Raw genomic sequence first — 23845 nt, forward strand, 5'->3', positions numbered from 1 at the left:
TACTTTGCCAATTTCGTGGAAATGGACCGGATGTTGTTGATGGGAAAGAAGTCTCACCTGCTGATGTCGCTCGCCTTGGTCGCTACCTTGATCACAGGCTGTTCCAGCACCAAACCCAAGGTACCCGACGAACCGCCGGAGACCCTGTACCAGAAAGCACGCCTCAAACTGGACGTTGGCAATTACGTGCAAGCCACTGAATTGCTGGAGGCTTTGGACTCTCGCTACCCGTTCGGCGCCTACTCCAACCAGGTGCAGCTTGACCTCATCTATGCCTACTACAAGCAGGATGATACCGCTCAGGCGATCGCCAATATCGACCGTTTTATCCGCCTCAATCCGGCGCATAAAAATATCGATTACGTCTTCTATATGCGCGGCCTGACCAACATGGCGGCGGATTACAATTTCTTCCAGAGCCTGTTCGGTATCGATCGTGACGACAAAGACCCGGCTTATGCCCGTCAGGCATTCCAGGATTTCAAGACCCTGTTGCAGAACTACCCCAACAGTGTCTATGCCGCCGATGCCCGTGCCCGCATGATTGGCCTGAAGAATCGTCTGGCCCGATATGACCTGAGCGTGGCCGAGTATTACGTGAAGCGTGATGCACTGGTCGCAGCCGCCAACCGGGCCAAGCTGATTGTCGAAACCTACCCCGACACAGCCGAAACCGAGAAGGCATTGGAGATCATGGTCGAGTCTTACGACGCTCTGAAGATGCCGCAGCTGGCCAAGCATGCCCGCGAAGTGCTGGCCAAGAACTACCCGGAGAACCGCCTCGGCCGTGGCTGAGTGATACGGAACAACCGGTAATAAAAAAACCGATGCCAAGGCATCGGTTTTTTTATCGCTGCAATTTACCCTCAGATATTACCCGCAGATTGCTCTGCAGAGCTGGGGCAACGTAACGGCGCCTTCCCAACGCCGTCATCGCAACGCTTACTTCGCGACATTACCCGCCACGTTCAGGGCATCCCAGGTGCGTGAGAAGGGAGGCGCGTAGGCAAAGTCCAGCATGCCGAGCTGCTCGGTGGTCACCCCCATGGTGATGGCCACCGCCAGCGCGTCGATGCGGTGGACCGCCCCCTTGCGACCGAGGATCTGGCCACCCAGCAGCCGCTTGCTGCCCGCCTCATAGACCAGCTTGACGTGAATGTCGGACTGACCCGGGCAGTAGTTGGTATGGCACTTGTCCTTGATCACCACGGTGCGATAGTCGATGCCCATCGCCTTGGCTTCCTGCTCGGAGAGGCCGGTACGGCCCGCCTCCAGCCCCAGCACCTTGAGCGCCGCAGAACCGAGGGTACCCGGGAACTCCTGCTCGGCACCCGCCAGGTTCTCGCCTACCATGCGCCCCAGCTTGTTGGCGATGGTGGCGAGCGGCACATAGACCTGCTGCTGCTTCACGCTATGCCAAACGCTGGCACAATCACCGGCCGACCAGACATTAGCCAGCGAGCTGCGCCCCTGACGGTCCACCTTGATGGCGCCGTTGCCGAGCCGCTCGATGCCGGTGTCGGCCAGAAACTCGGTGTTGGGCTTGACCCCGGTGCAGACCACCACGATATCGGCCTCGTACTTGCCCTGGCTGGTGCGCACGCCGGTCACCCGGCCATCCCCCAGCAGCGCTTCAACTCGCTCACCCAGATGGAGAGAGACCCCCTGCTCGCGCAGTTCGGTTTCGATGTGCTGGGTGATCTCGCCATCAAACGCATCGGGGATGACTCGATCCGCCAGCTCGATGAGACGCACCTCCTTGCCCTGATGGACCAGCGCCTCGACCACTTCCAGCCCGATAAAGCCGGAGCCAATCACCACGGCGCGGCGATTGTTCTTGTCCTGTACCGCCGCCTTCAGCGCCAGTCCGTCGGCCATCCGGCGCAGACCGAATACCCCTTGCTGCTGCAAACCGGGGATGGGGGGCATCACTTCGCGGGCACCGGTGGCGATCATCAGCCGATCGTAGCGGTCGGTGAAGGTGTCGCCGTTGTGCTCCACCACCAGAGTCTGGGCCGCCGCGTCGACGCTCAATACCCGATGGCCAATCTTGACCTCGATCCCCTTGGCGGCGAACTGCTCGGGGGTGAACTCGGCCATGTAGCCGGGCTCCTGAAACTCGTCGCCGACAAAGTAAGGCAGGCCGCAGGCACCGAAAGAGATCACCTCGGAGGCCTCATACACAACGATTTCGGCATCTTTGGCCAGACGGCGCGCCTTGGCGGCCGCACTCATACCGGCGGCTTCGCCACCGATGATCAGAATTCTCATTGTTTTTCCTCTCAATGGCGCAGGGAGGGCATGCCCTCCCTGCGGTCTATGACGGGAAAGAGTCACCCCTTTCCACGAGCAGATCAACCGACAGCAAATCAGACGGTGGACTCTTCGCCGTCCAGACTCACTTCGTGATCGCTGTTGAACACATGCATGTCGGTCTCGCCCATCAGGCGGCTGGTGACCGTCCCTGCGGTGATGGAGCCGGAGACGTTCAGCGCGGTACGGCCCATATCGATCAGCGGCTCGATGGAAATGAGCAGACCGGCCAGCGCCACCGGGAAGTCCAGCGCGGAGAGCACGATCAGCGCGGCAAAGGTGGCGCCACCGCCAATCCCGGCCACCCCGAAGGAGCTGACGGTGATGATGGCGATCAGGGTCATGATGAAGCCGGGATCCATCGGGTTAACCCCGACGGTCGGGGCAATCATCACGGCCAGCATGGCCGGATAGATACCGGCACAGCCGTTCTGACCGATGGTGGAACCGAAGGAGGCGGCGAAGTTGGCGATCCCCTCCGGAATACCCAGCGACTTGGTCTGGGTCTGCACGTTCATCGGGATGGAGCCCGCACTGGTGCGCGAGGTGAAGGCAAACGCCAGCACCGGCGTGATCTTCTTGAGGAAGCGCAGCGGGTTGATGCCGACCATGCTCACCAGCAGCAAGTGCACGACAAACATGATGGCAATGGCGCCGTAAGAGGCCATCACAAAGCTGAGCAGGTTGAGAATATCCGCATAGTTGGAGCCGGAGACCACCTTGGTCATCAGCGCCAGTACGCCGAACGGGGTCAGGCGCAGCACCAGAGTCACCATTCGCATTACGATGGCATGAGCCACGGCTACGAAGTGGCTGAAGCTGGCGAAGATCTCCGGCTTCTTGCGGGCGATGCCGGTGGCAGAGAGGCCGATGAAGATGGAGAAGATCACCACGGCGATGGTAGAGGTCTTGCGCGCCCCGGTCATGTCGAGGAAGGGATTGGCGGGAATGAACTCCAGCATCATCTTGGCGAAAGACATGCTCTCGACGCTGCCGAGGGTGGTCTGCAGCGCGGCGCCCCGGGCGCTCTCGGCAGCCCCGGATGTGAGCCCTTCAGCGGTCAGGCCAAACAGGTTGGACATCAGGATGCCCGCCCCGGCGGCGATGGCGGTGGTGAAGATCAGCACGCCTATGGTCATGGCGCTGATCTTGCCCAGCGCGGTGCCGCCATTGAGCTTCAAGATAGCGCTGATGATGGAGACCATGATCAGCGGGATGATGATCATCTGCAGCAGCTTCACATAGCCGCTACCCACGATATCCAGATAGTCGATGGTCTGAACAATGACGGGCGAACCTGCACCGTAAAGCAGTTGCAACGCGGCGCCGAACAGAATACCGAGCCCCAGACCGGCAAATACCCGGCGGGTGAAGCTCACATGTTTTTCCTGTAACCGGTAGAGAAAGAACAGCAAGATGGCGGCGATGGCCAGATTGCCGATAACGCTAAATGTCATGGTATGACTCCCCAAAAAGCGGGCTTGCGCCCGAGAAACAAGAGCAAGCGCCATGCTTGCCCTGGCAACCGTGTCAGACGGTCTGCGCCGTCGTGACAAGAACAAGGGGGTCTATCGCCCCCTTGTCACAGATTCACTGCTTCTGCTGTTTCGCTCGCATGATATTGATGATTTCGATGTCGGTATCCAGCATTCCCTCTTTGGAGAGTCGTCCCAGATTGGCGATGGTCTGGTCCACATCGTCGGAAACGATCCCCTCGCTCTGGGGGACATGCAGGTTGTTGATAGCCATCAGCGAAGACTTAACCGCCGCCGAGGTGGAGGTGGAGACCTTCATGGAGCAGGCGCTGCCCGCGCCGTCGCAGATGATGCCGGAGACATCGCCAATCATGTTGTTGATGCAGTGGCTGATCTGCTGATACTGGCCGCCCAGCAGCCAGGTGATGGCGGCACCGGCCCCCATGGCGGCGGTACTGGCGGCGCAGAGGGCCGACAGCTTGTTCTGATAGGTCTTGATGTAGATGGCCACCAGATGGCTCATCACCAGTGCCCGGGTCAGCTGCTCGTCGCTCGCCTTGAGGAAACGGGCAGCCGCGACCACCGGCATGGTAGCGGCAATGCCCTGATTGCCGGAACCGGAGTTGGACATGGCGGGCAGCATGGCGCCATCCATCCGTGCATCGGAGGCAGCGGAGGAGAGTCGCATCGTCAGCGTCATCAGGTCATCGGAGAGCAGCTTGCGCTCCACCTGTTCGGTGAGGATCTTGCCGATCTTCAGACCGTAACCCTGCAACCCTTCATCTGCCAGCGCCTGATTCATAGTGGCGGCCTCGCGGATAAAGTCGATCTCCGCCAGCGGCACTTCCAATGCAAAATCGACGATCTCCCGCAGGGTCATGGCCGGTTTGGCGGATTTGGCTGGCTGGATCTGCACGCCGGGGGCGCTGGCCTGCTCCATCAGCACCTCGCCATCCTTCTCCATCAGGATGATGCGGGTGTGGTCGGTACAGATCACCACCCGGGCACTGTGCCCTTCAACTTCGGCCAGCACCTCGGCATAGAGCACGTCCGGCACATCCTTCACATCCACCTTGATGACCGGCAGCAACGTCTTGGCCGCTTCCACCTGTTCTGGTGTAAGGGTCTTGAGCACCTCCAGCCCGGCATCCGGGTTGCCCCCTGTGATGCCGACCGCAGCGGCCACCGGAAGACCGATCATGCCGGTGCCCGGCACTCCGACCCCCATGCCGTTCTTGAACAGATTGCCACTGACCCAGACGCTGATGCGGGTCGGAGTCTCCCCCAGCAGCTTGCGGCAGTTGGCCGCCGCCAGCGCCACCGACATCGGCTCGGTACAGCCCAGGGCCGGCACCACTTCACGCTTGAGCAGGGTAATAAAGTCGGTCCATTGTGCTTTCATCGCAGTGTTTCTCATGTTCAGGGTGCCCGCAGGCAGTTATTGCTTGTTCAGATCCGCCTTGTGGTTGCGGATATGCAGATAAACAGTATGACGGGAGATGCCGAGCATCCGGGCAACCAGCTGGGCCGCCTCCTTGATCTCGAAGATCCCCATGTCGAAGAGCCGGGTCACTATCTCCTTGTTGCGCACCGTGCAGGAGAGCGAATCGTCCCGATCCACCTTCTCAATCACCTGAGTCACCAGATCGTCCACCGAGCTGGCAAAAGTCTCGTTATTGAGCGGTACCGGTGCCGCGGGCAGCGCAAAAGTATCGAGCAGGCTGCCAAGGGAGATATCCAGACTGAAGTTCACGCAGAGCATGCCGATGGGCTTGCCCTGCCGGTTGCTGATAGTGATGGAGGAGGACTTCATCAGCGTCCCGTCGCGGGTACGGCTGAAGTAGCTGCTCCACTGGCTGCCCGCCTCCCCCTGCAAGCGGTTGAGGGCAAAGTCGGTGACCGGCGCCCCCTCCCGACGACCGGTGACATGGCCGTTGGCAATCTTGATGACCGATGCATCCAGCGTATCGAACGCATGCAACACCACCTCGCACCCTGCGCCAAACAGCGCGGCCAGCGCCTCGACCGCGGGCTCGAAACTGGCGATCAGATGACGTTCTTCATCCGTTAACGAATTGATCTGGTCAGTGGTGGCTGCTGTGGACATATATGAGTAACTTTGAGTAAACCGCAGTTGATTCTACTATCAACAAGATCAACTAATGTTGAGCGGCATCCCCTTTTTGTTCGCCATTATGCCCACCTTTTAACAAAGTGCGACAAATTGTGAAGCGGCGCACAGCAGGGCGGCAACTCAGAGGTGATAGCGGGCCAGCAGCTGCTTGTAGGCGGAAGTCTGTTTGAATGCCTTGAGGGCAGAGGAGAAGCGGATAGCCAGCTGGTCGTGGCCGGGCTTGTGGGTAAACGCGAGGAAGTTGCGGTTGTCGTCGGTCAGCAGGCGCGAGCCGTGGTTCACCTGATCCTGCAGCCCCTGAGTGTGCAGCAAGTAGCGACCGACCCGCTCGTTGAGCACCACCCCGTCCAGCCGACCGGCCATCATCAGATGCAGCTGTTTGATGGCATTCCCCTCCCCCGTCATCGGCATCCGGATCACCCCGGGATCGGTCAGAAAATCGGGGCTGTAGGCATAATCTTCCTGAATACCTATCCGCAGACCCTTGAGGTCGGAGAGCTGCTTGAAATCCACCGGACGAGCCGTCGGATAGAAGAGCACCTCGCCGCTGTAAGAGAGCGGCTCTTCGGGGTAGTGGAGCCAGTGCTGGCGGGAAGGTTCAAAGAAGACGTCGACTACCGCATCCCCCTGCCTGAGACGGGCCTGCTGCAGAACCCGCTTCCAGGGCAGCACCCTGATTTCGGTGCGATAACCCATCTGGCGCAACACGGTACAGGCCAGATCGAGATCGGCGCCGGCCAGCTCGCCATTGTCACCACGCATCACATAAGGGGGCCACAGCTCGGTCAGCAGCGTCAGAGTCGGCGGCTCGTCCGCTGCTACGGCCGAACCAGCACCAAACAGGAAGGCCAGCAGCCAGCCGTACAACCCGATCCTTCGCCAACCCTGACACCACATCATGGAGATCCCTCATGGTCCGTATGGATTGAGGATATACAAGGGATGAGCAATAAAAAAGGAGGCCGAAGCCTCCTTGATATCCAGTCCCTGACGGGCACTTACAGTGCTTTCAGGATTGCCTCGACGCTGGCCTTGGCATCGCCAAACAGCATCTGGGTATTTTCCTTGAAGAACAGCGGGTTCTGGACACCGGCGTAGCCAGTGTTCATGGAACGCTTGAAGCCGATGACGTTCTGCGCTTTCCACACTTCCAGCACCGGCATACCGGCGATCGGGCTGCCCGGATCTTCCATCGCGGCCGGGTTGACGGTGTCGTTGGCACCGATCACCAGCACGGTATCGGTATCGGCGAAGTCGTCGTTGATCTCGTCCATTTCCAGCACGATGTCATACGGGACTTTCGCTTCCGCCAGCAGCACGTTCATGTGGCCAGGCAGACGACCGGCAACCGGGTGGATACCGAAGCGCACCTTGACGCCGCGATCACGCAGCTTCTGGGTGATTTCAGCCACCGGATACTGGGCCTGCGCCACCGCCATGCCGTAGCCCGGGGTGATGATGACGGAGCTGGAGTTCTTCAGCAGGTCAGCCACTTCCTCGGCGCTGGTTTCGCGGTATTCGCCCATCTCCTGATCAGCCGTGGAGGCCACGCCATCGGAGCCGAAGCCACCGGCGATCACGGAGATGAAAGAGCGGTTCATCGCCTTGCACATGATGTAAGAGAGGATCGCACCGGAGGAACCCACCAGGGCACCGGTGACGATCAGCAGGTCGTTGGAGAGCATGAAGCCCGCCGCCGCCGCTGCCCAACCGGAGTAGGAGTTCAGCATGGAGACTACCACCGGCATGTCTGCGCCACCGATGGAGGCAACCAGATGCCAGCCGAAGGCGAAGGCGATCAGGGTCATCACCAGCAGGGCGAAGGTAGAGCCGCCCGCGTTGACGAAGTAGACCATCAGCGCCAGAGAAGCGACCACGGCCAGCAGGTTCAGCTTGTGGCGGTGCGGCAGCATCAGTGGCTTGGAGGAGATCAGACCGCGCAGTTTGCCGAAGGCAACCACGGAACCGGTAAAGGTTACGGCACCGATGAAGACGCCCAGGAAGATCTCGACCAGGTGGATGTTCAGCATGGCGCCGGTCAGGTGCTCGACCTGAGCAACGCTGTTGGCCTGCTCGAACGCCGCACGGGCGGCTGCCAGGGTGGCATCCAGGTTGGAACCGACGGAGACGACGACCTCAGCAGGTGCAGAAGGGTGCAGATCGATGAAGCTGTTGAAGCCCACCAGTACTGCCGCCATACCCACGAAGCTGTGCAGCACGGCCACCAGCTCGGGCATCTCGGTCATTTCGACCTTGAGCGCCAGACGCACGCCGATGGCTCCGCCGATCACCATGGCCAGGATGATCCAGTGAACACCACTGGTCTCCGGGTTGAATACGGTGGCGAGCAGGGCGATAGCCATACCCGCGATACCGAACAGGTTGCCATGCTTGGCCGTTTCTTGCTTCGACAGTCCCGCGAGACTGAGGATGAAGAGCACGGCGGCAACGATATAGGATGCTGTTACCAGTCCTTGAGACACGTTAAACCCCCTTAATCCTTACGGAACATCTTCAGCATGCGCTGAGTGACGGTGAAGCCGCCGAAGATGTTGATACTGGCAATCAGCACGGCGATGAACGCCAGCGCGGTGACCAGGGTCGACCCTTGCCCGATCTGCAGCAGGGCACCGACCACGATAATGCCGGAGATGGCATTGGTGACCGACATCAGCGGCGTGTGCAGGGCGTGAGAGACGTTCCACACCACGTAGTAACCGACCACACAGGCCAGGATGAATACGGTGAAGTGGGAGAGGAAGGCTGCCGGGGCAACGGAGGCGATCCAGCCGAAGGCGGCGATACCGAGGGCACCGAACACGAACTTCTTGTTGGAGGGCTTGGCCTCTTCCTTCTTGGCGGCCGGTTTGGCGGCGGCCGGTTTCTGCGGGGCAGCAGAGACGGAGATGGCGGGCGGCGGGAAGGTCACTTCACCGGCCTGGATCACCGTCATGTTGCGCTGAACCACGTCTTCGAAGTCGATGGCAACGTTGCCGTCCTTCTCCTTGCACATCAGCTTCATCAGGTTGACCAGATTGGTACCGTAGAGCTGGGAGGATTGGGCAGGCAGACGACCCGGCAAATCGGTGTAACCGATCACCTTGACGCCGTTGGCGGTGACATGCAGTTCGCCCGGCACTGTGTATTCACAGTTACCGCCAGCCTGAGCGGCCATGTCCACAATGACGGAGCCCGGCTTCATGCTGTCGACCATCTCTTTGGTGATCAGCTTGGGAGCCGGCTTGCCCGGGATCAGGGCGGTGGTGATGATGATATCCACCTCTTTGGCCTGCTGGGCAAACAGCTCCATCTCGGCCTTGATGAACTCATCGGACATCACTTTGGCGTAACCATCGCTGGATGCGCCGTCTTCGCCACCGAAGTCCAGCTTGAGGAATTCCCCACCCATGGATTCGATCTGCTCGGCCACTTCCAGACGGGTATCGAAGGCACGCACGATGGCGCCGAGGGAACCGGCCGTACCGATGGCAGCCAGACCGGCAACACCGGCACCGATCACCAGTACCTTGGCAGGCGGCACTTTACCGGCTGCGGTGATTTGACCGGTGAAGAAGCGACCGAACTGGTGCGCAGCTTCAACCACGGCGCGATAGCCACCGATGTTGGCCATGGAGGAGAGGGCATCGAGGGACTGGGCACGGGAGATCCGCGGCACCATATCCATCGCCATCACATTGATGTTGCGCTCGGACAGCTTCTTGACCAGCTCAGGGTTCTGGGCAGGCCAGATGAAGCTCACCAGAGTGGCGCCATCTTTAATTTGTGCGATCTCGGCATCGGTCGGCGCATTGACCTTGAAGATAAGGTCGGCTTGCCAGACATTCGGCACCACGCTGGCACCGGCAGCCTCGAAGGCGGCATCATCGAAGCTGGCCGACAGGCCTGCGCCGGTCTCGATGGCGACCTCGAAGCCGAGCTTTTTCAGCTGCTCGACGGTAGCCGGGGTCGCTGCGACCCGGGTCTCACCGGCGAGACTCTCTCTCGGTATTCCAATCTGCATGACTATTCCCTGATGGTTAATAAACAATCGCTGCCCAGTGTCTCACTTCTGACGAAACAAGACATGACCAAAGTGCAGGTCCAGGGCTCTTTGTTATGAAAATCAGTAGGCTTTACCTCAACCTCCTGTCATGGTCAGGCCCCCGCTTTTCAGGCGCGAAGGTGATTAGTATCAAATTTTGGAGTTTTATTACAACCGCAGTCCCGACGGCACTCGTACAGAATTCAGCCCATCCCTGGCTACGATTAAAAAAAACAAACCAAATTAGAGGCTTATACCAGTAAAAACGGCTGAAAAAAGTGATCCAACCAGTCAAAAAAAATGTTTTACCGGCCCTCTATCTTAGCGTTTTTTGTTCTTACGAAATCCGCTTTCGTCTCACTTCTCGCAGCGAAACGCCGAAAAGTAACATTTTCCCAACAAAAGCGGGGCCACTCAGCCGCCAGAAGGCGGGAGAAGGCCCCGGCAATTCAATCGTTTCGCCCGTTTGGCACCGATTGGCGGCCCTTACCAGGCCGCTTCATAAATATGCTGGCTCTGCACCAGATCGATATCGCTGTGCTCGCCCAGACGGGTCATGCCGTGCTCACCCAGCTTGCCGATCAGGGTGTCGATACCCAGATCTTTCAGACCGTAGTCGCGCAGTCGGGTCTTGACCCCCATCCGTTCGAAGAAGTCGCGGGTCGCGGCGATGGCATCGTCGATGCGCTCCGCTTCGCTGCCGCTGTTCAGACCCCACACCCGCTCTGCGTATTGCAGCAGCTTGGCATGTTTCTGTTTGCGCTTGGCCTGCAGCAGGGCGGGCAGCACCACTGCCAGAGTCTGGGCGTGGTCGAGGCCGTGCAGGGCAGTCAGCTCGTGACCCAGCATGTGGGTGGCCCAATCCTGCGGCACACCGGCACCGATCAGGCCGTTCAACGCCATGGTGGCGCTCCACATGATGTTGGCGCGTACCTCGTAGTTGTGCGGCTCGGCCAGCGCCTTGGGGCCCTCTTCGATCAGGGTCAGCAGCAAGCCTTCGGCGAAGCGATCCTGCACCTTGGCATTGACCGGATAGGTGAGGTACTGCTCCACTATGTGAACGAAAGCATCCACCACCCCGTTCGCCACCTGACGCTCGGGCAGGGTGTAGGTGAGCACCGGATCCAGCACGGCGAAGCGCGGCATCACGAACGGCGAGAAGAAGTGCACCTTGTCGCCACTGCTGCGACGGGTGATGACGGCCCCCATGTTCATTTCGGAACCGGTTGCCGGCAGGGTCAGCACTGAGCCGAGCGGGATGGCGGAGCGCACTTCGCTGCCGACGGTCTCGAGAATGTGCCAGGGATCCTTGGCCAGATCGTAGTGCGCGGCAGCAGCGATAAACTTGGTGCCATCGAGCACGGAACCACCACCAACGGCGAGCAGGAAGTCGACCCGCTCGGCACGGGCCAGCTCCACGGCGCCCATCAGGGTCTCGTAGGCCGGGTTCGGTTCGATGCCGCCAAATTCAAACAGGGTCATGCCAGCCAGCTCGTTGCGGATCTGTTCCAGCAGGCCGCTGCGTACCACGCTGCCGCCACCGTAGGTGATCATGACGCGGGCATCGCTCGGAAGCTGCTCGCGCAGCTGGGCGATCTGCCCTTGGCCGAACAGGATTTTGGTCGGGGTATGGAGAGTAAAGTTGTTCATCGACATTGCCTTCTTCTGATAGTCAGGGCGGCCAGGCCGCGAAATCGTGATTGCATTTTTCTCCAGAACCACCCTACCATCAAGACAACATCCTGCTTGATTCTTGCCTATTTCTACAAAGCAGCGAAAACCGGAACTGTCGAATCAAAGAGCCCCCATGCAAAACCGTTACAGCGACCTCGCAACCAGATTGACCCGCCACGTCACCACCCCCGGCATCACCCCATCACCGGTGAAACAGGTCAACCTCATCTATACCACCGAACACCATGGCCGCACCCCGGTGCTCTACCAACCGCGGATGATCGTTATCCTGCAGGGACACAAGGTGGGTTATCTGGCGGATCAAGTGTTTCGCTACGACCCCAACCACTATCTGCTGATGACCCTGCCGCTGCCCTGCGAGTGCGAGTGCTTCGCCTCCCCCGAGCAGCCGCTTATCGGTTTTACCATCGAGATCGATCTGGTCACCCTGCAAGAGCTGCTGCTGGAGCTGGGCGATGCCCTGCCCGCCCCCGCGCCGCAAAAGAGCGGCGTCCACTCGGTCCCCCTGTCCGAAACCATGTTTTGCGCCGCCGAGCGACTGATCGAGCTGATGGACAACCCGCTGCACGCCAGGGTGCTGGGACCGCAGACGGTGCGCGAGATGCTATTTCACGCCCTCACCGAGGGGGGCGGCCCGGCGCTGCAGGCGCTCGCCAATCGCCACAACCATGTGGGCCAGATCGCCCGGGTGCTGCGTATGATAGAGTCCCGTTATGCCGACAACCTCACCATGGAGGAGCTGGCGCGGGAGGTGAACATGAGCGTCTCCGCCTTTCACCACCACTTCAAGGCGGTCACTGCCACCTCGCCGCTGCAGTACATCAAGTCGTTTCGCCTCCACAAGGCGCGGATGATGATGCTGCACGATGGCATCAAGGCGGGCACCGCGGCGGCCAGAGTCGGTTACGAGAGCAACTCCCAGTTCAGCCGGGAGTACAAGCGCTTCTTCGGCAGCACGCCGACAGATCAGGCCTCCCGCTTCCGGGATGGCCAGCTGCGCATCATCGAGGGATAACAAGAGAGGGATTACTTATGCGTTCACTGCTTTGCCTGTTCACCGCTTTGCTGCTGACGGCCTGTACCGGGATTGCCGATGGCATTCGCCCCGTTACCGGCTTCCAGCTCGATCGTTATCTTGGCACCTGGTACGAAATCGCCCGCCTCGACCACAGCTTCGAGCGGGGGCTGGAGCAGGTGAGCGCCACCTACAGCCTGCGGGATGATGGCGGCGTCAAGGTGCTCAACCGCGGCAAGCAGAGCGATGGCAGCTGGCGCGAAGCCGAGGGCAAAGCCTACTTCGTCGGCAACCCGGACGAGGCGCGGCTCAAGGTGAGCTTCTTCGGCCCCTTCTACGGCGGCTACAACGTCATCGACCTCGACCCCGATTATCAGCTCTCGCTGGTGACCAGCTACAACCACGACTACCTCTGGATCCTCTCCCGCTCACCCAACCCGCCCAAGGCGAAGGTGGATGCGCTGGTCGCCAAAGCGAAGTCGCTAGGCTTTGCCACCGACCAGCTGATTTGGGTCAAGCAGACCCCTTAAGCCAGTCGTGAAATAACAAAGGGCAGCCCGCGGGCTGCCCTTTCTGTTGCTGGCGTGGCGGGATGTCAGAGCCGGAAGCGGCCGATCTCCTGCTCCAGCCGCTCGGTCAGCGACTTGAGTTCGGCCGCCTGCGCCGCCTCGTTGCCCGCCTGCTCGGCCAGCTCTTGCGAGACGTGGCGGATATTCTCGGTATTGCGGCTGATTTCGCCGGTCACCGAAGTCTGCTCCTCGGCCGCCGCCGCGATCTGGGTCGCCATGTCGCAGATAGAGCCGATCGCCTCGTTGATCCGGGCAAGGCTCTGGTTGGCCGCTTCCGCATCCTCGACGCTGGTACCCGCCAGCTGACGGCTGGTCTCCATGCCACCCACGGCGCGACGGGTGGTCTGCTGCAGGGTCTCGATCATCTGCTGGATCTCGTCGGTGGAGTCGTGGGTGCGACGCGACAGCACCCGCACCTCGTCCGCCACCACCGCGAAGCCGCGCCCCTGCTCTCCGGCCCGCGCCGCCTCGATGGCGGCGTTGAGCGCCAGCAGGTTGGTCTGCTCGGCGATGCCGCTGATGGTCGCCAGAATGCCGCTGATCTTCTGGGCATGGCTGTCGAGCTCGTTGATGATCTGGCTGGCATCGGCCACTTCGTCCGCCAGACCGGTAATGCTGCGCTGACTCTGGCCAACCTGGGATTGACCAGCGACCGCCAGTGCGACCGCATCGGTGGCGGTAGTGGCGGCAAACTCGGCGTTGCCGGCGATCTCCTGGGTAGCGGAAGCCATCTCGGTCACCGCGGTCGCCACCATCACGATCTCGTCCTGCTGCTGGCGTACCCGCTGACTACGGGCCTGCGCCCCGGCCGCCTGGGCACGGGACTGTGCCGCCAGCTCGACGGTCACATCCCGCAACCGGCTGACGATACCGTGCAGCCGCGCCACGAACTGGTTGAAGTTCTGGGCCAGCTGACCCACCTCATCCTTGCTGTGGGTGTTGATGTGAACGGTGAGATCCCCCTCGCCGTGGGCAATGTCGTGCAGGGCGTGCGCGACCCGACCGAGATCGGCGAACAGGTATTTGAAGGTGGCGGTGAGCAGGGCGCTGAACACCAGCATCAGCACCAGGGTCAGCCCCACCAGCTCCCACAGCAGACTGCTGAGCGGCGCCTCCAGCACATCGCGATACATCACCATGGCCAGCAGCCAGTCGGTGCCCGGTACCGGTTGTACTGCCAGCAGCACATCCCGCCCGTCGAGGGTGGCGGCGTGCAGCTCGCTGTTTTCGCGGCCCCACTGCTGGAAGGTGGCGGCCGAGAGTCCCGGCGCCAGCTCGGCGATGGGCTTGAGCGCCAGATCCTTCTGCGGATGGCCGACGATGAGGCCGCTGCTGTCGAGCAGCATGGCATAGCCTTCACCCTGCACCTTCATCGCCAGCACTTCGTCGATCAGCTTGTCGAGCGCCAGGTTGGCCCCCACGGCACCGACCAGCTCCCCCTGATGGCGTACCGGCTCGGAGAGGGTGACCACCAGCTTCTGCATGGTGACGCTGACATAGGGGGCGGTGACGATGAGCTGCCCCGCCTTCACCGCATCCTGATACCAGGGGCGCTCGCGCGGGTCATAGTTGCCGGTGTTGAGGGAGGGATCCTGCCGGGTCATCACCCCCTGCGCGGAGCCAAAATAGGTGAGGCCGAACCCACCGGAGGTGTAGGCCTGCTTCAGGTGCGGCACCAGCTCGGCTTGGGGGTTATCGCTGATCAGGTTGACCAGCGCATGGACGGTGTTCTTGCGATCCGTCATCCATTCGCCGATGGCGACCGAGTAGGCGTGGCCATAGTTGACCGCCTCGCTCTGGATGGCGCTCATGGTGCGGGATTTTAGGGTGTGAAAGGCAACGATGCCGAGCAGTGATGCCATCAGCAGCACTACGCCAAGACTGGTGGCCAGCAGCTTGCCGCGCAGAGAGAGGGTCATGACGACGAATCCTTGTTGTTGTGTCAGGCAGGGAAAACCCTGATGTATCAAAGGCTATCGGCCGCAATATGGACAGACTTTAGTGAATCTGTATATTTTCCCATCTATCAACAACAGAACGCGCTATTCGTGTGAAGCAGATCGCTATTCCATGCTACTGACTCTTGTAACAACAAAGCAGCAGGCCGCCCGAAGGCGGCCTGTCACTTACCCCTGATATGCACCGGCGGAGTAGGTCAGCTCATAGCTGTGGCTGTAAATCTCGACGATATTGCCGAAGGGATCTTCCATGTAAACCATGCGGTAAGGCTTCTCGCCCGGGTAGTACTCGCGTACCGGCATCCGCTGCTTGCCGCCCGCCTCGACGATGCGCGCCGCCAGCCCCTCGACATCCGGATCCTGCACGCTGAAGTGGAACACCCCGCTCTTCCAGAATTCGAAGTTGTTCTCACGGCGCTCGCTGTTGGGAAACTCGAACAGCTCGATGCCGATCTTGTCGCCGGTGGAGAGATGAGCGATACGGAAGGAGCCCCAGCCCGGGCCAAACACGTCGTTGCACATCACGCCGATGGCAGAGTCATCCTCGATGATGGTGGTCGCCGGCATGATGAGATACCAGCCCATCACCTTGGTATAGAACTCGACCGCTTTGTCGAGGTCAGTCACCGTGATGCCGATGTGGGAAAAGTTGCGCGGGTAAGTCATAAGTCACCTTGAAATTGTGTGTGGGAAACAGGTGACATGATAGGAAGGGGCGACATAATGAAAAATAAGGTCAAACTAATGGAAGGCATAAATTAAATTTATGGTTAATCCGCTCTGGCTCCACACCCTGGTGGTGGTGCATGAAACCGGCAGTTTTACCCGCGCCGCCGAGCGGCTGGATCTCACTCAGGCCGCCGTCAGTCAGCATATCTCGCGCCTCGAAGCCGAATTTGGCCCCCTGCTGCTGCGCAAGCCCCGTCAGCTGGAGCTCACTCCGCGCGGGCTGGTGCTGCTCGACTTCGCCCGCCAACAGGCGCAGGCCGCCGAACAGCTGCGGGCGCGCCTCTCGGACGATGACCCTCACCGCGGCACCATCACCCTCACCACCCCGGGCAGCATTGGTCTGCTGCTCTATCCCCTGCTGCTCGACCAGCAACAGGAGCACCCCGGACTCTCCATCCAGCACCGCTTTGCCCCCACCCCCGACATAGTGCAGGCGATACTGGCAGGGCGCAGCGATCTGGGACTGGTGGATCAACCGCCGGAGCACCCCAGCATCGCCGCCGAGCCCTTCGCCCGCGAACCCCTCTGTCTGGTGGTACCCAACGACGGCGAGGAGCAGAGCTGGCAGCACCTCTGTCAGCTCGGCTTTATCGACCACCCGGATGGCCGCAGCATGGCACAACGCCTGTTGGGACGACGCTACCCCGGCCAGCGCGTTGACGAGATCCCCCTGCGCGGCTTTACCAACCAGATCGGCCTGATCCTGGAGCCGGTCGCCCGCGGCCTCGGCTTTACCGTGCTACCCCGCTTCGCCGTCACCGCCTTTGCCCAGCAGGAGAAGATCCGGGTGATCCAGAGCAGCATTGAAGTGATCGACACCCTCTGGCTGATCTACCGCGCCGAGTGGCCGCTCCCCGCCCGCCACCAGCGGCTGGTCACCGTCCTGAAACAGCGGGTTGCTGCACATTGAACGCTCTTGCGGCAGACATCGAGATCAATGTGACCACAGTTACCGAGGGCTAGCGGCAAGAAGGAGAAGAGAAAGGAGAGAGGGATAAATTGGCGAACGCCGGAAATGCGAAAGGCCAGCTCAATGAGCTGGCCTTTCTGAAAATGGCAGGGGCGGCAGGACTCGAACCCGCAACCATCGGTTTTGGAGACCGCTGTTCTACCAATTGGAACTACGCCCCTGCAACAAACGAGGCGTAGTATACAAAGTGGAGATCAAAGGTAAAGGCTTTTTTTACGCTTTCGATGCGATTGCACAAATCCCGAACAAGTCGCGCTTGTTTGTGCAGCAAAGCGGGATAACTTGCTGTATTTGCAGCCCTGCCGGGGTAGGAATGGGACATAAATGGGGGTAGGGTGAAATCAGGTACCGGGAGGCCACTTATGCTCAATTACCGACTGCTCCAACAACTGGCGCCCCTCAATTTCAGGGATGAACGCAAGACAGAGGCCCTGCCCGCCTATCTTGAACGGGTCGCGCCGCTGGTGCCCTTTATTCCTGAAAATGTGCTTTCCCAGTGGATTTACCGCCATTGGCGCGGTTTTGAGTCCAACTGGAGCTTTATCGATCTCGCCAGCCATCAGTTCACCTGTGAAAGCTGGCCCACCGCGCAACTGGTAGAGCAGGTGGACTCCCACCATATGGAGGTGATCGAGCGCTGGGGCGAGATGCTGCGCAGCAACCGTTATGTCCGCCGCTCCTGGCTCGGCGAGAAGATGCTGAGCGACGGCACCTGGCCCGAACCTGTCATCGTGCTGGTGCCGGAGGAGGGAGCCAGCTACCCGAATGGGCAACCGTTACCGCAACCCTACTGCCTGCTGGAAGGACACCACAGACTCGGTTATTTGCGCGCCATGGCCCGCGATGGGGAATCGCTGCAAGAGACGCACAAGGTGTGGATTTGTCGTCATGTTTCCGCCATTTAAACGTTTTTCATGCTGAAATTGGCATCGGAAATAAAATTTTGACAATTAAAAAAGCGGCCCTATAATCTGTCCGGTTTTGAAAAAGGTCGGGACGAAACGATGCAGTTTTTGATTCAGAAAACAGCCTTGCAGACGGGTGGTGCGCACCAGAGCGGCCCCGTTGTTTCCGGTTCCCACCCCAACGATCCCCAGTTATTTTTAAAAAAAGCCCCTGTTTCAGGGGCTTTTTTTTGTGCCCGAAAAACCTCCAATGATGTCAAAGGGAATGCAGACGATGACCAATCCACTCTATAAGAAACATGTCATCTCCATTTCGGACCTGACCCGGTCAGAAATGGAACTGGTAGTCTCAACCGCACAACGGTTGAAGGCTGAACCTGACACCAGCCTGTTGAAAGACAAGCTGGTTGCCAGCTGCTTCTTCGAAGCCTCCACCCGCACCCGCCTCTCGTTCGAGACCGCGGTACAGCGCCTTGGCGGCAACATCATCGGCTTCGCCGACGGTGGCAACACCAGCGCCAAGAAGGGCGAGACGCTGGCTGACTCCATCAAGATCATCGGCTCCTACTCGGATGCGGTGGTGATGCGCCACCCGAAAGAGGGGGCTGCCCGTCTGGCCTCCGAGTTCTCCCGCGTGCCGGTCATCAACGGCGGCGACGGCTCCAACCAGCATCCGAGCCAGACCCTGCTCGACCTGTTCACCATCCATGAGACCCAGGGTCGTCTGGACAACCTCAACGTCGCCTTCGTCGGTGACCTGAAATATGGCCGCACCGTGCACTCGCTGGCCCAGGCCCTCAGCCTGTTCAACTGCCGCTTCTTCTTCATCTCCCCGGAAGCGCTGGCGATGCCGGACTACATCTGCGAAGAGCTGGAAGAGAAGGGCATCCAGTTCAGCGTCCACCAGACCATGGAAGAGGTGATGCCGGAGCTGGACATCCTCTACATGACCCGCGTCCAGAAAGAGCGCTTCGACGAGACTGAATACAAGCACATGGCCGCCAAGTTCATTCTGGAACTGGCGACTCTGGAAGGGGCCAAGCCCACCATGAAGATCCTGCATCCCCTGCCCCGCGTCGACGAGATCGATGTAGCGGTCGACAAGACTCCCCACGCTTGCTACTTCCAGCAGGCGGAGAACGGGGTCTATGCACGCCAGGCGCTGCTGGCACTGGTACTGAACGAAACTGTCTGAGCTTAGGGGAATATCATGTCTGACAAGAACCAACTGCAAGTCGAAGCCATCCGTCACGGCTCCGTCATCGATCACATCCCCGCTGGCCAGGGCATCAAGATCCTCAAGCTGTTCCAGCTGGTTGAAACCCAGGAGCGGATCACCGTCGGCTTCAACCTGAAATCCGGTGCGCTGGGCAAGAAGGATCTCATCAAGATTGAGAACACCCGTCTGACCGAACAGCAGGCCAACCAGCTGGCGCTGTTCGCCCCGAAAGCGACCGTCAACATCATCGAAGACTTCAATGTGGTGAAGAAGCACCAGCTGGAGCTGCCGGAGTTCATCGCCGGGGTGTTCCACTGCCCCAACTCCAACTGCATCTCTCACAACGAGCCGGTGGACAGCTACTTCCGGGTGCGCGAAGTGAAAGGCGTGGTACGGATGAAGTGCAAATACTGCGAGAAGTCCTTCACTCAGGACATCGTCAGCGAGCGTTACTGATATCTGATTGGGCCCTGCGGGGCCCATTTTTGAACCCTGTCACATCACCGAATTTCCAGTCAGCTATAATTTGCCATCGCAAGATGGTAATGCCCGCTCATTCCCTGCATATAGATGGATTATCAGTGTTTTTGGCTGATAACTGACTGCTATGGCAGATATCGCGCGTTTACCTCCGGTCATCATCAAAGGAATTCGCCGTGGTCAAAACCCTCAGTCGTCCCGTTGCCCAAGAGCCCGATCTGGCCCAGCTGGATGCCTGTCGCCAGATCATCGGTCAGCACTGCTACAGCACCCAGGAAGAGATCCGCCGCGAGCTGTCGGAGCGTGGCTTTGCCGACATCAGCCAATCCACCATCTCCCGCCTGCTGCGCCGCCTCGGCGTCGCCAAGGCGCAGAATGCCAACGGCAAGAAGGTCTACACCCTGGTCGATGAGCAGCTGGAACCCGCCGGCAGTACCCGCTCTATCCACGACATGGTGCGCGAAGTGGTACACAACCAGCAGATGGTGCTGATCCACACCACTCCGGGGGCCGCCACCGTAGTGGCTCGCCTGCTGGATCGCAACGCCAATCCCGAGATCATGGGCGCCGTCGCAGGCAATGACGTGGTGCTGGTCGCGCCGCGCCATATCAGCCGCACCCGACAGGCCCATGCCGCCGTGGTGCGCACGCTGGCGCAGGCCCGCTAAGCCATTTCCCCTAAATACATCGAGGCGACCCGTGGGTCGCCTTTTTGTTGCCTGCTATGTTGTACCCATCACTTCTTGCGCTCATAAAAAACGGGAGCCCGCAGGCTCCCGTTTTATCTTGTTTGTTATCCCTCAGGAGAGCACGGCGCCCAGGCTCAGGCAGACCACGATCAGCACGGTCAGGATGCCGAGCAGCGGAGCCACCCACTTCAGCCAGCGCACATAAGGCACCTTGGCGATGGCCAGACCGCCCATGACCACGGCAGAGGTCGGGGTCACCAGGTTCACCAGACCGGAGGCAGACTGGTAGGCAGTCACCACCAGATCGCGGCCCACGTTGGCGAAGTCGGCCAGCGGAGCCATGATCGGCATGGTCAGTACAGCCAGACCGGAGGAGGACGGCACCAGGAAGGAGAGCACCACTTCCAGCACGAACATCACGTTGATAAAGACGATGGTGGAGAGGCCAGTCACGATCCCTTCTGCACTGTGCAAAATGGTGTGAGTGATCATGCCGTTATCCATTACCACCACGATACCGCGGGCGATACCGATGATCAGCGCCACACCCAGCAGGTCGCGGGCACCGTCGATAAAGTTGGAGGTCAACTCCTCCTCGCTCATGCGGGAGATGAGACCAACGATGATAGCGGCAGCCAGGAACACACCGGAGATCTGCGCCATCCACCAGCCCAGCACGGCCACACCATAGATCATCACGGCAAAGGCGGCGACGAAGATACCCAGCACGATTTTACGGGTCAGGGTGAACTCCAGCATCTGGTCGCTCTTGTTGCCAAGGAAGTGGGCACGGTTCTCTTCCCACTTGTCAGCCACCAGAGATTTGCTCGGATCGCTGCGCACCATCTTGGCGTAACGCATGACGTAGGCAACACAGAGCAGCCAACCGGCGACCAGCATGGCAACGCGCAGCCAGATACCATCGGTGAAGGAGATACCGGCGGCGTTGGCGGCAATAACAGTCGCAAACGGGTTGATGGTGGAACCCAGAGTACCGATACCGGCACCCAGCAATACGGTTGCCGCGGCGACCACAGGGTCGAAGCGGGCGGCCATCATCACCGGCACCAGCAGGGTGTAGAACGGCAGCGACTCTTCGGCCATCCCGTAGATGGTGCCCCCTGCGGCGAACAGCGCCATCAGGATCGGGATCATCCACTCTTCCCGGCCGCGCAGGCGGTCGGTCACACGTTCAATACCGGCATCGATGGCACCTGTCTTGGTCACAATGCCAAGAAAACCACCGATGATCAGGATAAAGAGGGAGACGTCGATGGCGCCTGCCTCATAGGTGTCGTGGTTGTAGAGGCCATCGATAGGTGCCAGCAGCACGTCGACGATCCCCTGGGGATTTCCCTCCACCAGTTTGTAGGTACCCGCCACCGGCACTTCTTTGCCGAGGGCTTCGTTCATGGTCATCTCATATTTGCCGGCCGGCACTATCCAGCTCAGGGCGGCCACCAGGGCGATCAGCACAAACAGTATCGTGTAGGCTGACGGGAACTTGAATTTGGTCATGGTCCAGCTTCCTTCTGTGGGTGTGGTATCCATGCAGGCTGCGGGTTGTAGGGTTAGAGGTATTATGCCGCTGTCACATGGTCGAAAAGCCGGGGGTCGCCCCCCGGCACCACTACTGCGACCTTAGTCGCCCAGCGTAGCAACCATCACTGCCTTGATGGTGTGCATCCGGTTTTCGGCCTCGTCGAACACGATGCTGTGCTCGGATTCGAACACGTCCTCGGTCACTTCCAGGCCTTTCATGCCATATTTGTCAGCCACTTCCTTGCCCATGGTGGTCTCGTCGTTGTGGAACGCCGGCAGGCAGTGCATGAACTTCACATCCGGGTTCTTGGTGGCGTTGATGACATCCATGTTGACCTGATACGGGGTCATCAGTTTGACGCGCTGATCCCAGGCTTCTTTTGCTTCACCCATGGATACCCAGACGTCGGTGTAGAGGAAATCAGCACCCAGCACACCCTCTTTCACATCTTCGGTCAGGGTGATGCGTGCGCCGGTCTCTTCGGCGATCAGGCGGCACTTGGCAACCAGCTCCTCTTCCGGCCAGAAGGCTTTCGGCGCGACCAGACGGATGTCCATACCCATTTTGGCGGCACCGACCATCAGGGAGTTACCCATGTTGTTGCGGGCATCACCCAGGTAGGCGAACTTGATTTGATCCAGACGCTTGCCCTTGCCGTGCTCCAGCATGGTCATGAAGTCGGCCAGGATCTGGGTCGGGTGGAATTCGTTGGTCAGGCCGTTCCAGACCGGGACACCGGCGTAGGCGCCCAGCTCTTCCACGATCTCCTGACCGTAGCCGCGGTATTCGATACCGTCATACATGCGACCCAGTACACGGGCGGTGTCCTTCATGGACTCCTTGTGACCGATTTGGGAACCGCTTGGGCCAAGGTAGGAGACTTGCGCGCCCTGGTCGAAGGCCGCTACTTCAAACGCACAGCGGGTACGGGTGGAGGTCTTCTCGAAAATCAGGGCGATGTTCTTGCCGACCAGATGCTTGCGCTCGTAGCCACCGTATTTGGCTTTCTTCAGGTCGATGGCCAGGTCGATCATGTATTGGATTTCGCGCGGGGTGAAGTCCAGCAGTTTCAGGAAGTTACGGTTACGCAGATTAAAAGCCATGATGAGTTCTCTCTATATAAGTTTCAGACCAGTTCGGGCAGTAGTGTTGACTACGCATTCTCAGTACAGATGTCGGTAATTACGCATGTACGGTGCGGGTGGCGACGATATTGGTGCCGGCTTCCCCTTTGAGGATGGCGAGGCCATCTTCCAGCGAGCCGATGCCGACCATGCCGCCGGTCGCTTTGACAAATTCACAAGAGGCTTCGACTTTCGGCCCCATGGAACCTGCGTCGAACTTGACCCCGGCCAGCTCGTCCGGGCTGGTGACTCGCAGCGGACGCTGGGTCGGCTTGCCCCAATCCAGATAGACGGCATCGGCATCGGTCAGGATCAGCAGGGCGTCGGCCTTGATCTGCTTGGCCAGGTAGGCGGCAGACATGTCTTTGTCGATGACGGCTTCGATACCGGTCAGGCTCTGGCCATCCCAAGTCACCGGGATACCGCCACCACCGGTACAGATGATGAGATGGCCCTGGGCAATCAGAGTCTCGATAGCGTCGCCTTCGACGATGCGCTGGGGCAGCGGGGATGGCACTACGCGGCGGAAGAACTTGCCGTCAGCCTTGACCACCCAGTGCTTCTCTTCTGCCAGGGTGCGGGCTTCAGCCTCTTCGTAGACGGGGCCGATAAATTTGGTCGGGTTGGCAAATGCCGGATCCTTGGGATCGACCTGCACCTGAGTCAGCAGCGCGGTGACGTTGCGGCTCGGCATCAGGTTTTTCAGTTCCTGGATCAGCATGTAGCCGATCATGCCCTGGGACTCGGCACCCAGCACATCCAGCGGATAGGGGGATACCTTGGTGTAGGCGCTGTTTTGCAGGGCCAGCAGGCCGACTTGCGGGCCGTTGCCATGCACCAGCACCACGTTGTACTCCTGAGCGATCAGGGCGATGGTCTTGGCGGCAGTTGCGATGTTCTTGCGCTGGATATCCGCTTCCAGTGGCTCACCACGACGGAGCAGTGCATTGCCACCCAGAGCGACGACGACAGTTGGTTTTTTCAT

At 60.0% G+C, this 23845-nt stretch carries 22 protein-coding genes and 1 tRNA gene; 9 read left to right on the forward strand and 14 right to left on the reverse strand.

The window, feature by feature from the left end:
- The first annotated feature begins 39 nt into the window (after positions 1 to 39).
- Positions 40 to 795 carry an outer membrane protein assembly factor BamD gene (locus ACTG2W_RS11840; protein WP_019446583.1) on the forward strand — a complete coding sequence of 252 codons (756 nt, stop codon included), beginning with the start codon at positions 40 to 42 and terminating at the stop codon, positions 793 to 795.
- Positions 796 to 942: 147 nt separating this feature from the next.
- On the opposite strand, the gene ACTG2W_RS11845 is transcribed toward ACTG2W_RS11840, so the two are convergent.
- The 8 genes from ACTG2W_RS11845 to yqhD form a co-directional block, all read right to left on the reverse strand.
- Entirely contained in the window at positions 943 to 2271 is a 1329-nt protein-coding gene (locus ACTG2W_RS11845; protein ID WP_106844286.1) for a CoA-disulfide reductase, read from the reverse strand.
- A 98-nt stretch (positions 2272 to 2369) separates the two neighbouring features.
- The gene (locus ACTG2W_RS11850) at positions 2370 to 3770 is read right to left on the reverse strand and encodes an L-cystine transporter (protein WP_005341918.1); all 1401 of its coding nucleotides are present in this window, start codon (positions 3768 to 3770) and stop codon (positions 2370 to 2372) included.
- Positions 3771 to 3903: 133 nt separating this feature from the next.
- On the reverse strand, positions 3904 to 5205 hold the full coding sequence (locus tag ACTG2W_RS11855) for an L-cysteine desulfidase family protein (protein ID WP_181281678.1): 1302 nt from the start codon (positions 5203 to 5205) through the stop codon (positions 3904 to 3906).
- Positions 5206 to 5226: 21 nt separating this feature from the next.
- The gene (locus ACTG2W_RS11860; protein ID WP_106844288.1) at positions 5227 to 5895 is read right to left on the reverse strand and encodes a helix-turn-helix transcriptional regulator; all 669 of its coding nucleotides are present in this window, start codon (positions 5893 to 5895) and stop codon (positions 5227 to 5229) included.
- A 147-nt stretch (positions 5896 to 6042) separates the two neighbouring features.
- On the reverse strand, positions 6043 to 6822 hold the full coding sequence (locus tag ACTG2W_RS11865) for a substrate-binding periplasmic protein (RefSeq protein WP_106844289.1): 780 nt from the start codon (positions 6820 to 6822) through the stop codon (positions 6043 to 6045).
- Positions 6823 to 6920: 98 nt separating this feature from the next.
- Complete coding sequence (gene pntB, locus ACTG2W_RS11870) at positions 6921 to 8405, reverse strand: Re/Si-specific NAD(P)(+) transhydrogenase subunit beta (protein WP_005339759.1); 1485 nt, start codon at positions 8403 to 8405, stop codon at positions 6921 to 6923.
- An 11-nt stretch (positions 8406 to 8416) separates the two neighbouring features.
- Positions 8417 to 9943 carry a Re/Si-specific NAD(P)(+) transhydrogenase subunit alpha gene (pntA, locus tag ACTG2W_RS11875; RefSeq protein ID WP_040070064.1) on the reverse strand — a complete coding sequence of 509 codons (1527 nt, stop codon included), beginning with the start codon at positions 9941 to 9943 and terminating at the stop codon, positions 8417 to 8419.
- A gap of 507 nt (positions 9944 to 10450) precedes the next feature.
- The gene (gene yqhD / locus ACTG2W_RS11880) at positions 10451 to 11614 is read right to left on the reverse strand and encodes an alcohol dehydrogenase (RefSeq protein WP_005356302.1); all 1164 of its coding nucleotides are present in this window, start codon (positions 11612 to 11614) and stop codon (positions 10451 to 10453) included.
- A gap of 157 nt (positions 11615 to 11771) precedes the next feature.
- Between yqhD and ACTG2W_RS11885 the strand changes: the two genes are divergently transcribed.
- A complete protein-coding gene (locus ACTG2W_RS11885) occupies positions 11772 to 12674 on the forward strand; it encodes an AraC family transcriptional regulator (RefSeq protein ID WP_106844290.1) in 903 nt (300 codons plus the stop codon).
- A 17-nt stretch (positions 12675 to 12691) separates the two neighbouring features.
- Positions 12692 to 13204: a lipocalin family protein gene (locus ACTG2W_RS11890; protein ID WP_005356301.1), complete on the forward strand. Its 513-nt coding sequence runs from the start codon at positions 12692 to 12694 to the stop codon at positions 13202 to 13204.
- A 65-nt stretch (positions 13205 to 13269) separates the two neighbouring features.
- Here ACTG2W_RS11890 and ACTG2W_RS11895 read toward each other — a convergent pair whose 3' ends face one another.
- Together ACTG2W_RS11895 and ACTG2W_RS11900 are read right to left on the reverse strand one after the other, a co-directional pair.
- Positions 13270 to 15162 carry a methyl-accepting chemotaxis protein gene (locus tag ACTG2W_RS11895; RefSeq protein WP_106844291.1) on the reverse strand — a complete coding sequence of 631 codons (1893 nt, stop codon included), beginning with the start codon at positions 15160 to 15162 and terminating at the stop codon, positions 13270 to 13272.
- Between the two features lie 207 nt (positions 15163 to 15369).
- Positions 15370 to 15867: a lactoylglutathione lyase family protein gene (locus ACTG2W_RS11900; RefSeq protein ID WP_106844292.1), complete on the reverse strand. Its 498-nt coding sequence runs from the start codon at positions 15865 to 15867 to the stop codon at positions 15370 to 15372.
- Between the two features lie 100 nt (positions 15868 to 15967).
- Between ACTG2W_RS11900 and ACTG2W_RS11905 the strand changes: the two genes are divergently transcribed.
- Positions 15968 to 16840: a LysR family transcriptional regulator gene (locus tag ACTG2W_RS11905; protein ID WP_106844293.1), complete on the forward strand. Its 873-nt coding sequence runs from the start codon at positions 15968 to 15970 to the stop codon at positions 16838 to 16840.
- Positions 16841 to 16984: 144 nt separating this feature from the next.
- On the opposite strand, the gene ACTG2W_RS11910 is transcribed toward ACTG2W_RS11905, so the two are convergent.
- Positions 16985 to 17061 (reverse strand) — tRNA-Trp (locus ACTG2W_RS11910).
- A gap of 201 nt (positions 17062 to 17262) precedes the next feature.
- Here ACTG2W_RS11910 and ACTG2W_RS11915 point away from each other — a divergent pair.
- From ACTG2W_RS11915 to ACTG2W_RS11935, 5 genes are all read left to right on the forward strand, one after another.
- Positions 17263 to 17805 (forward strand): hypothetical protein, encoded by a 543-nt coding sequence (locus tag ACTG2W_RS11915; protein WP_106844294.1) that lies wholly within the window; start codon positions 17263 to 17265, stop codon positions 17803 to 17805.
- Between the two features lie 99 nt (positions 17806 to 17904).
- Positions 17905 to 18099 carry a hypothetical protein gene (locus ACTG2W_RS11920; protein WP_013724188.1) on the forward strand — a complete coding sequence of 65 codons (195 nt, stop codon included), beginning with the start codon at positions 17905 to 17907 and terminating at the stop codon, positions 18097 to 18099.
- A complete protein-coding gene (gene pyrB / locus ACTG2W_RS11925; RefSeq protein WP_005339735.1) occupies positions 18080 to 19000 on the forward strand; it encodes an aspartate carbamoyltransferase in 921 nt (306 codons plus the stop codon). The genes ACTG2W_RS11920 and pyrB overlap by 20 nt, the downstream gene beginning before the upstream one ends.
- Positions 19001 to 19015: 15 nt before the next feature.
- Positions 19016 to 19480 (forward strand): aspartate carbamoyltransferase regulatory subunit, encoded by a 465-nt coding sequence (pyrI, locus tag ACTG2W_RS11930; RefSeq protein WP_005339730.1) that lies wholly within the window; start codon positions 19016 to 19018, stop codon positions 19478 to 19480.
- Positions 19481 to 19680: 200 nt separating this feature from the next.
- Positions 19681 to 20172, forward strand: a complete 492-nt coding sequence (locus ACTG2W_RS11935; protein WP_005339728.1) for an arginine repressor — start codon at positions 19681 to 19683, stop codon at positions 20170 to 20172.
- 132 nt (positions 20173 to 20304) lie between these two features.
- Here the strand turns inward: ACTG2W_RS11935 and ACTG2W_RS11940 are convergent, their stop codons facing one another.
- From ACTG2W_RS11940 to arcC, 3 genes are all read right to left on the reverse strand, one after another.
- Positions 20305 to 21711, reverse strand: coding sequence for a YfcC family protein (locus tag ACTG2W_RS11940; protein ID WP_005339725.1), 1407 nt, complete (start codon positions 21709 to 21711; stop codon positions 20305 to 20307).
- Between the two features lie 123 nt (positions 21712 to 21834).
- A complete protein-coding gene (argF, locus tag ACTG2W_RS11945) occupies positions 21835 to 22839 on the reverse strand; it encodes an ornithine carbamoyltransferase (RefSeq protein WP_005339721.1) in 1005 nt (334 codons plus the stop codon).
- Positions 22840 to 22918: 79 nt separating this feature from the next.
- Positions 22919 to 23845, reverse strand: coding sequence for a carbamate kinase (gene arcC / locus ACTG2W_RS11950; protein ID WP_005339719.1), 927 nt, complete (start codon positions 23843 to 23845; stop codon positions 22919 to 22921).

This window comes from Aeromonas sp. 96A, assembly GCF_051919165.1.
Classification (GTDB): Bacteria; Pseudomonadota; Gammaproteobacteria; order Enterobacterales; family Aeromonadaceae; genus Aeromonas; species Aeromonas veronii.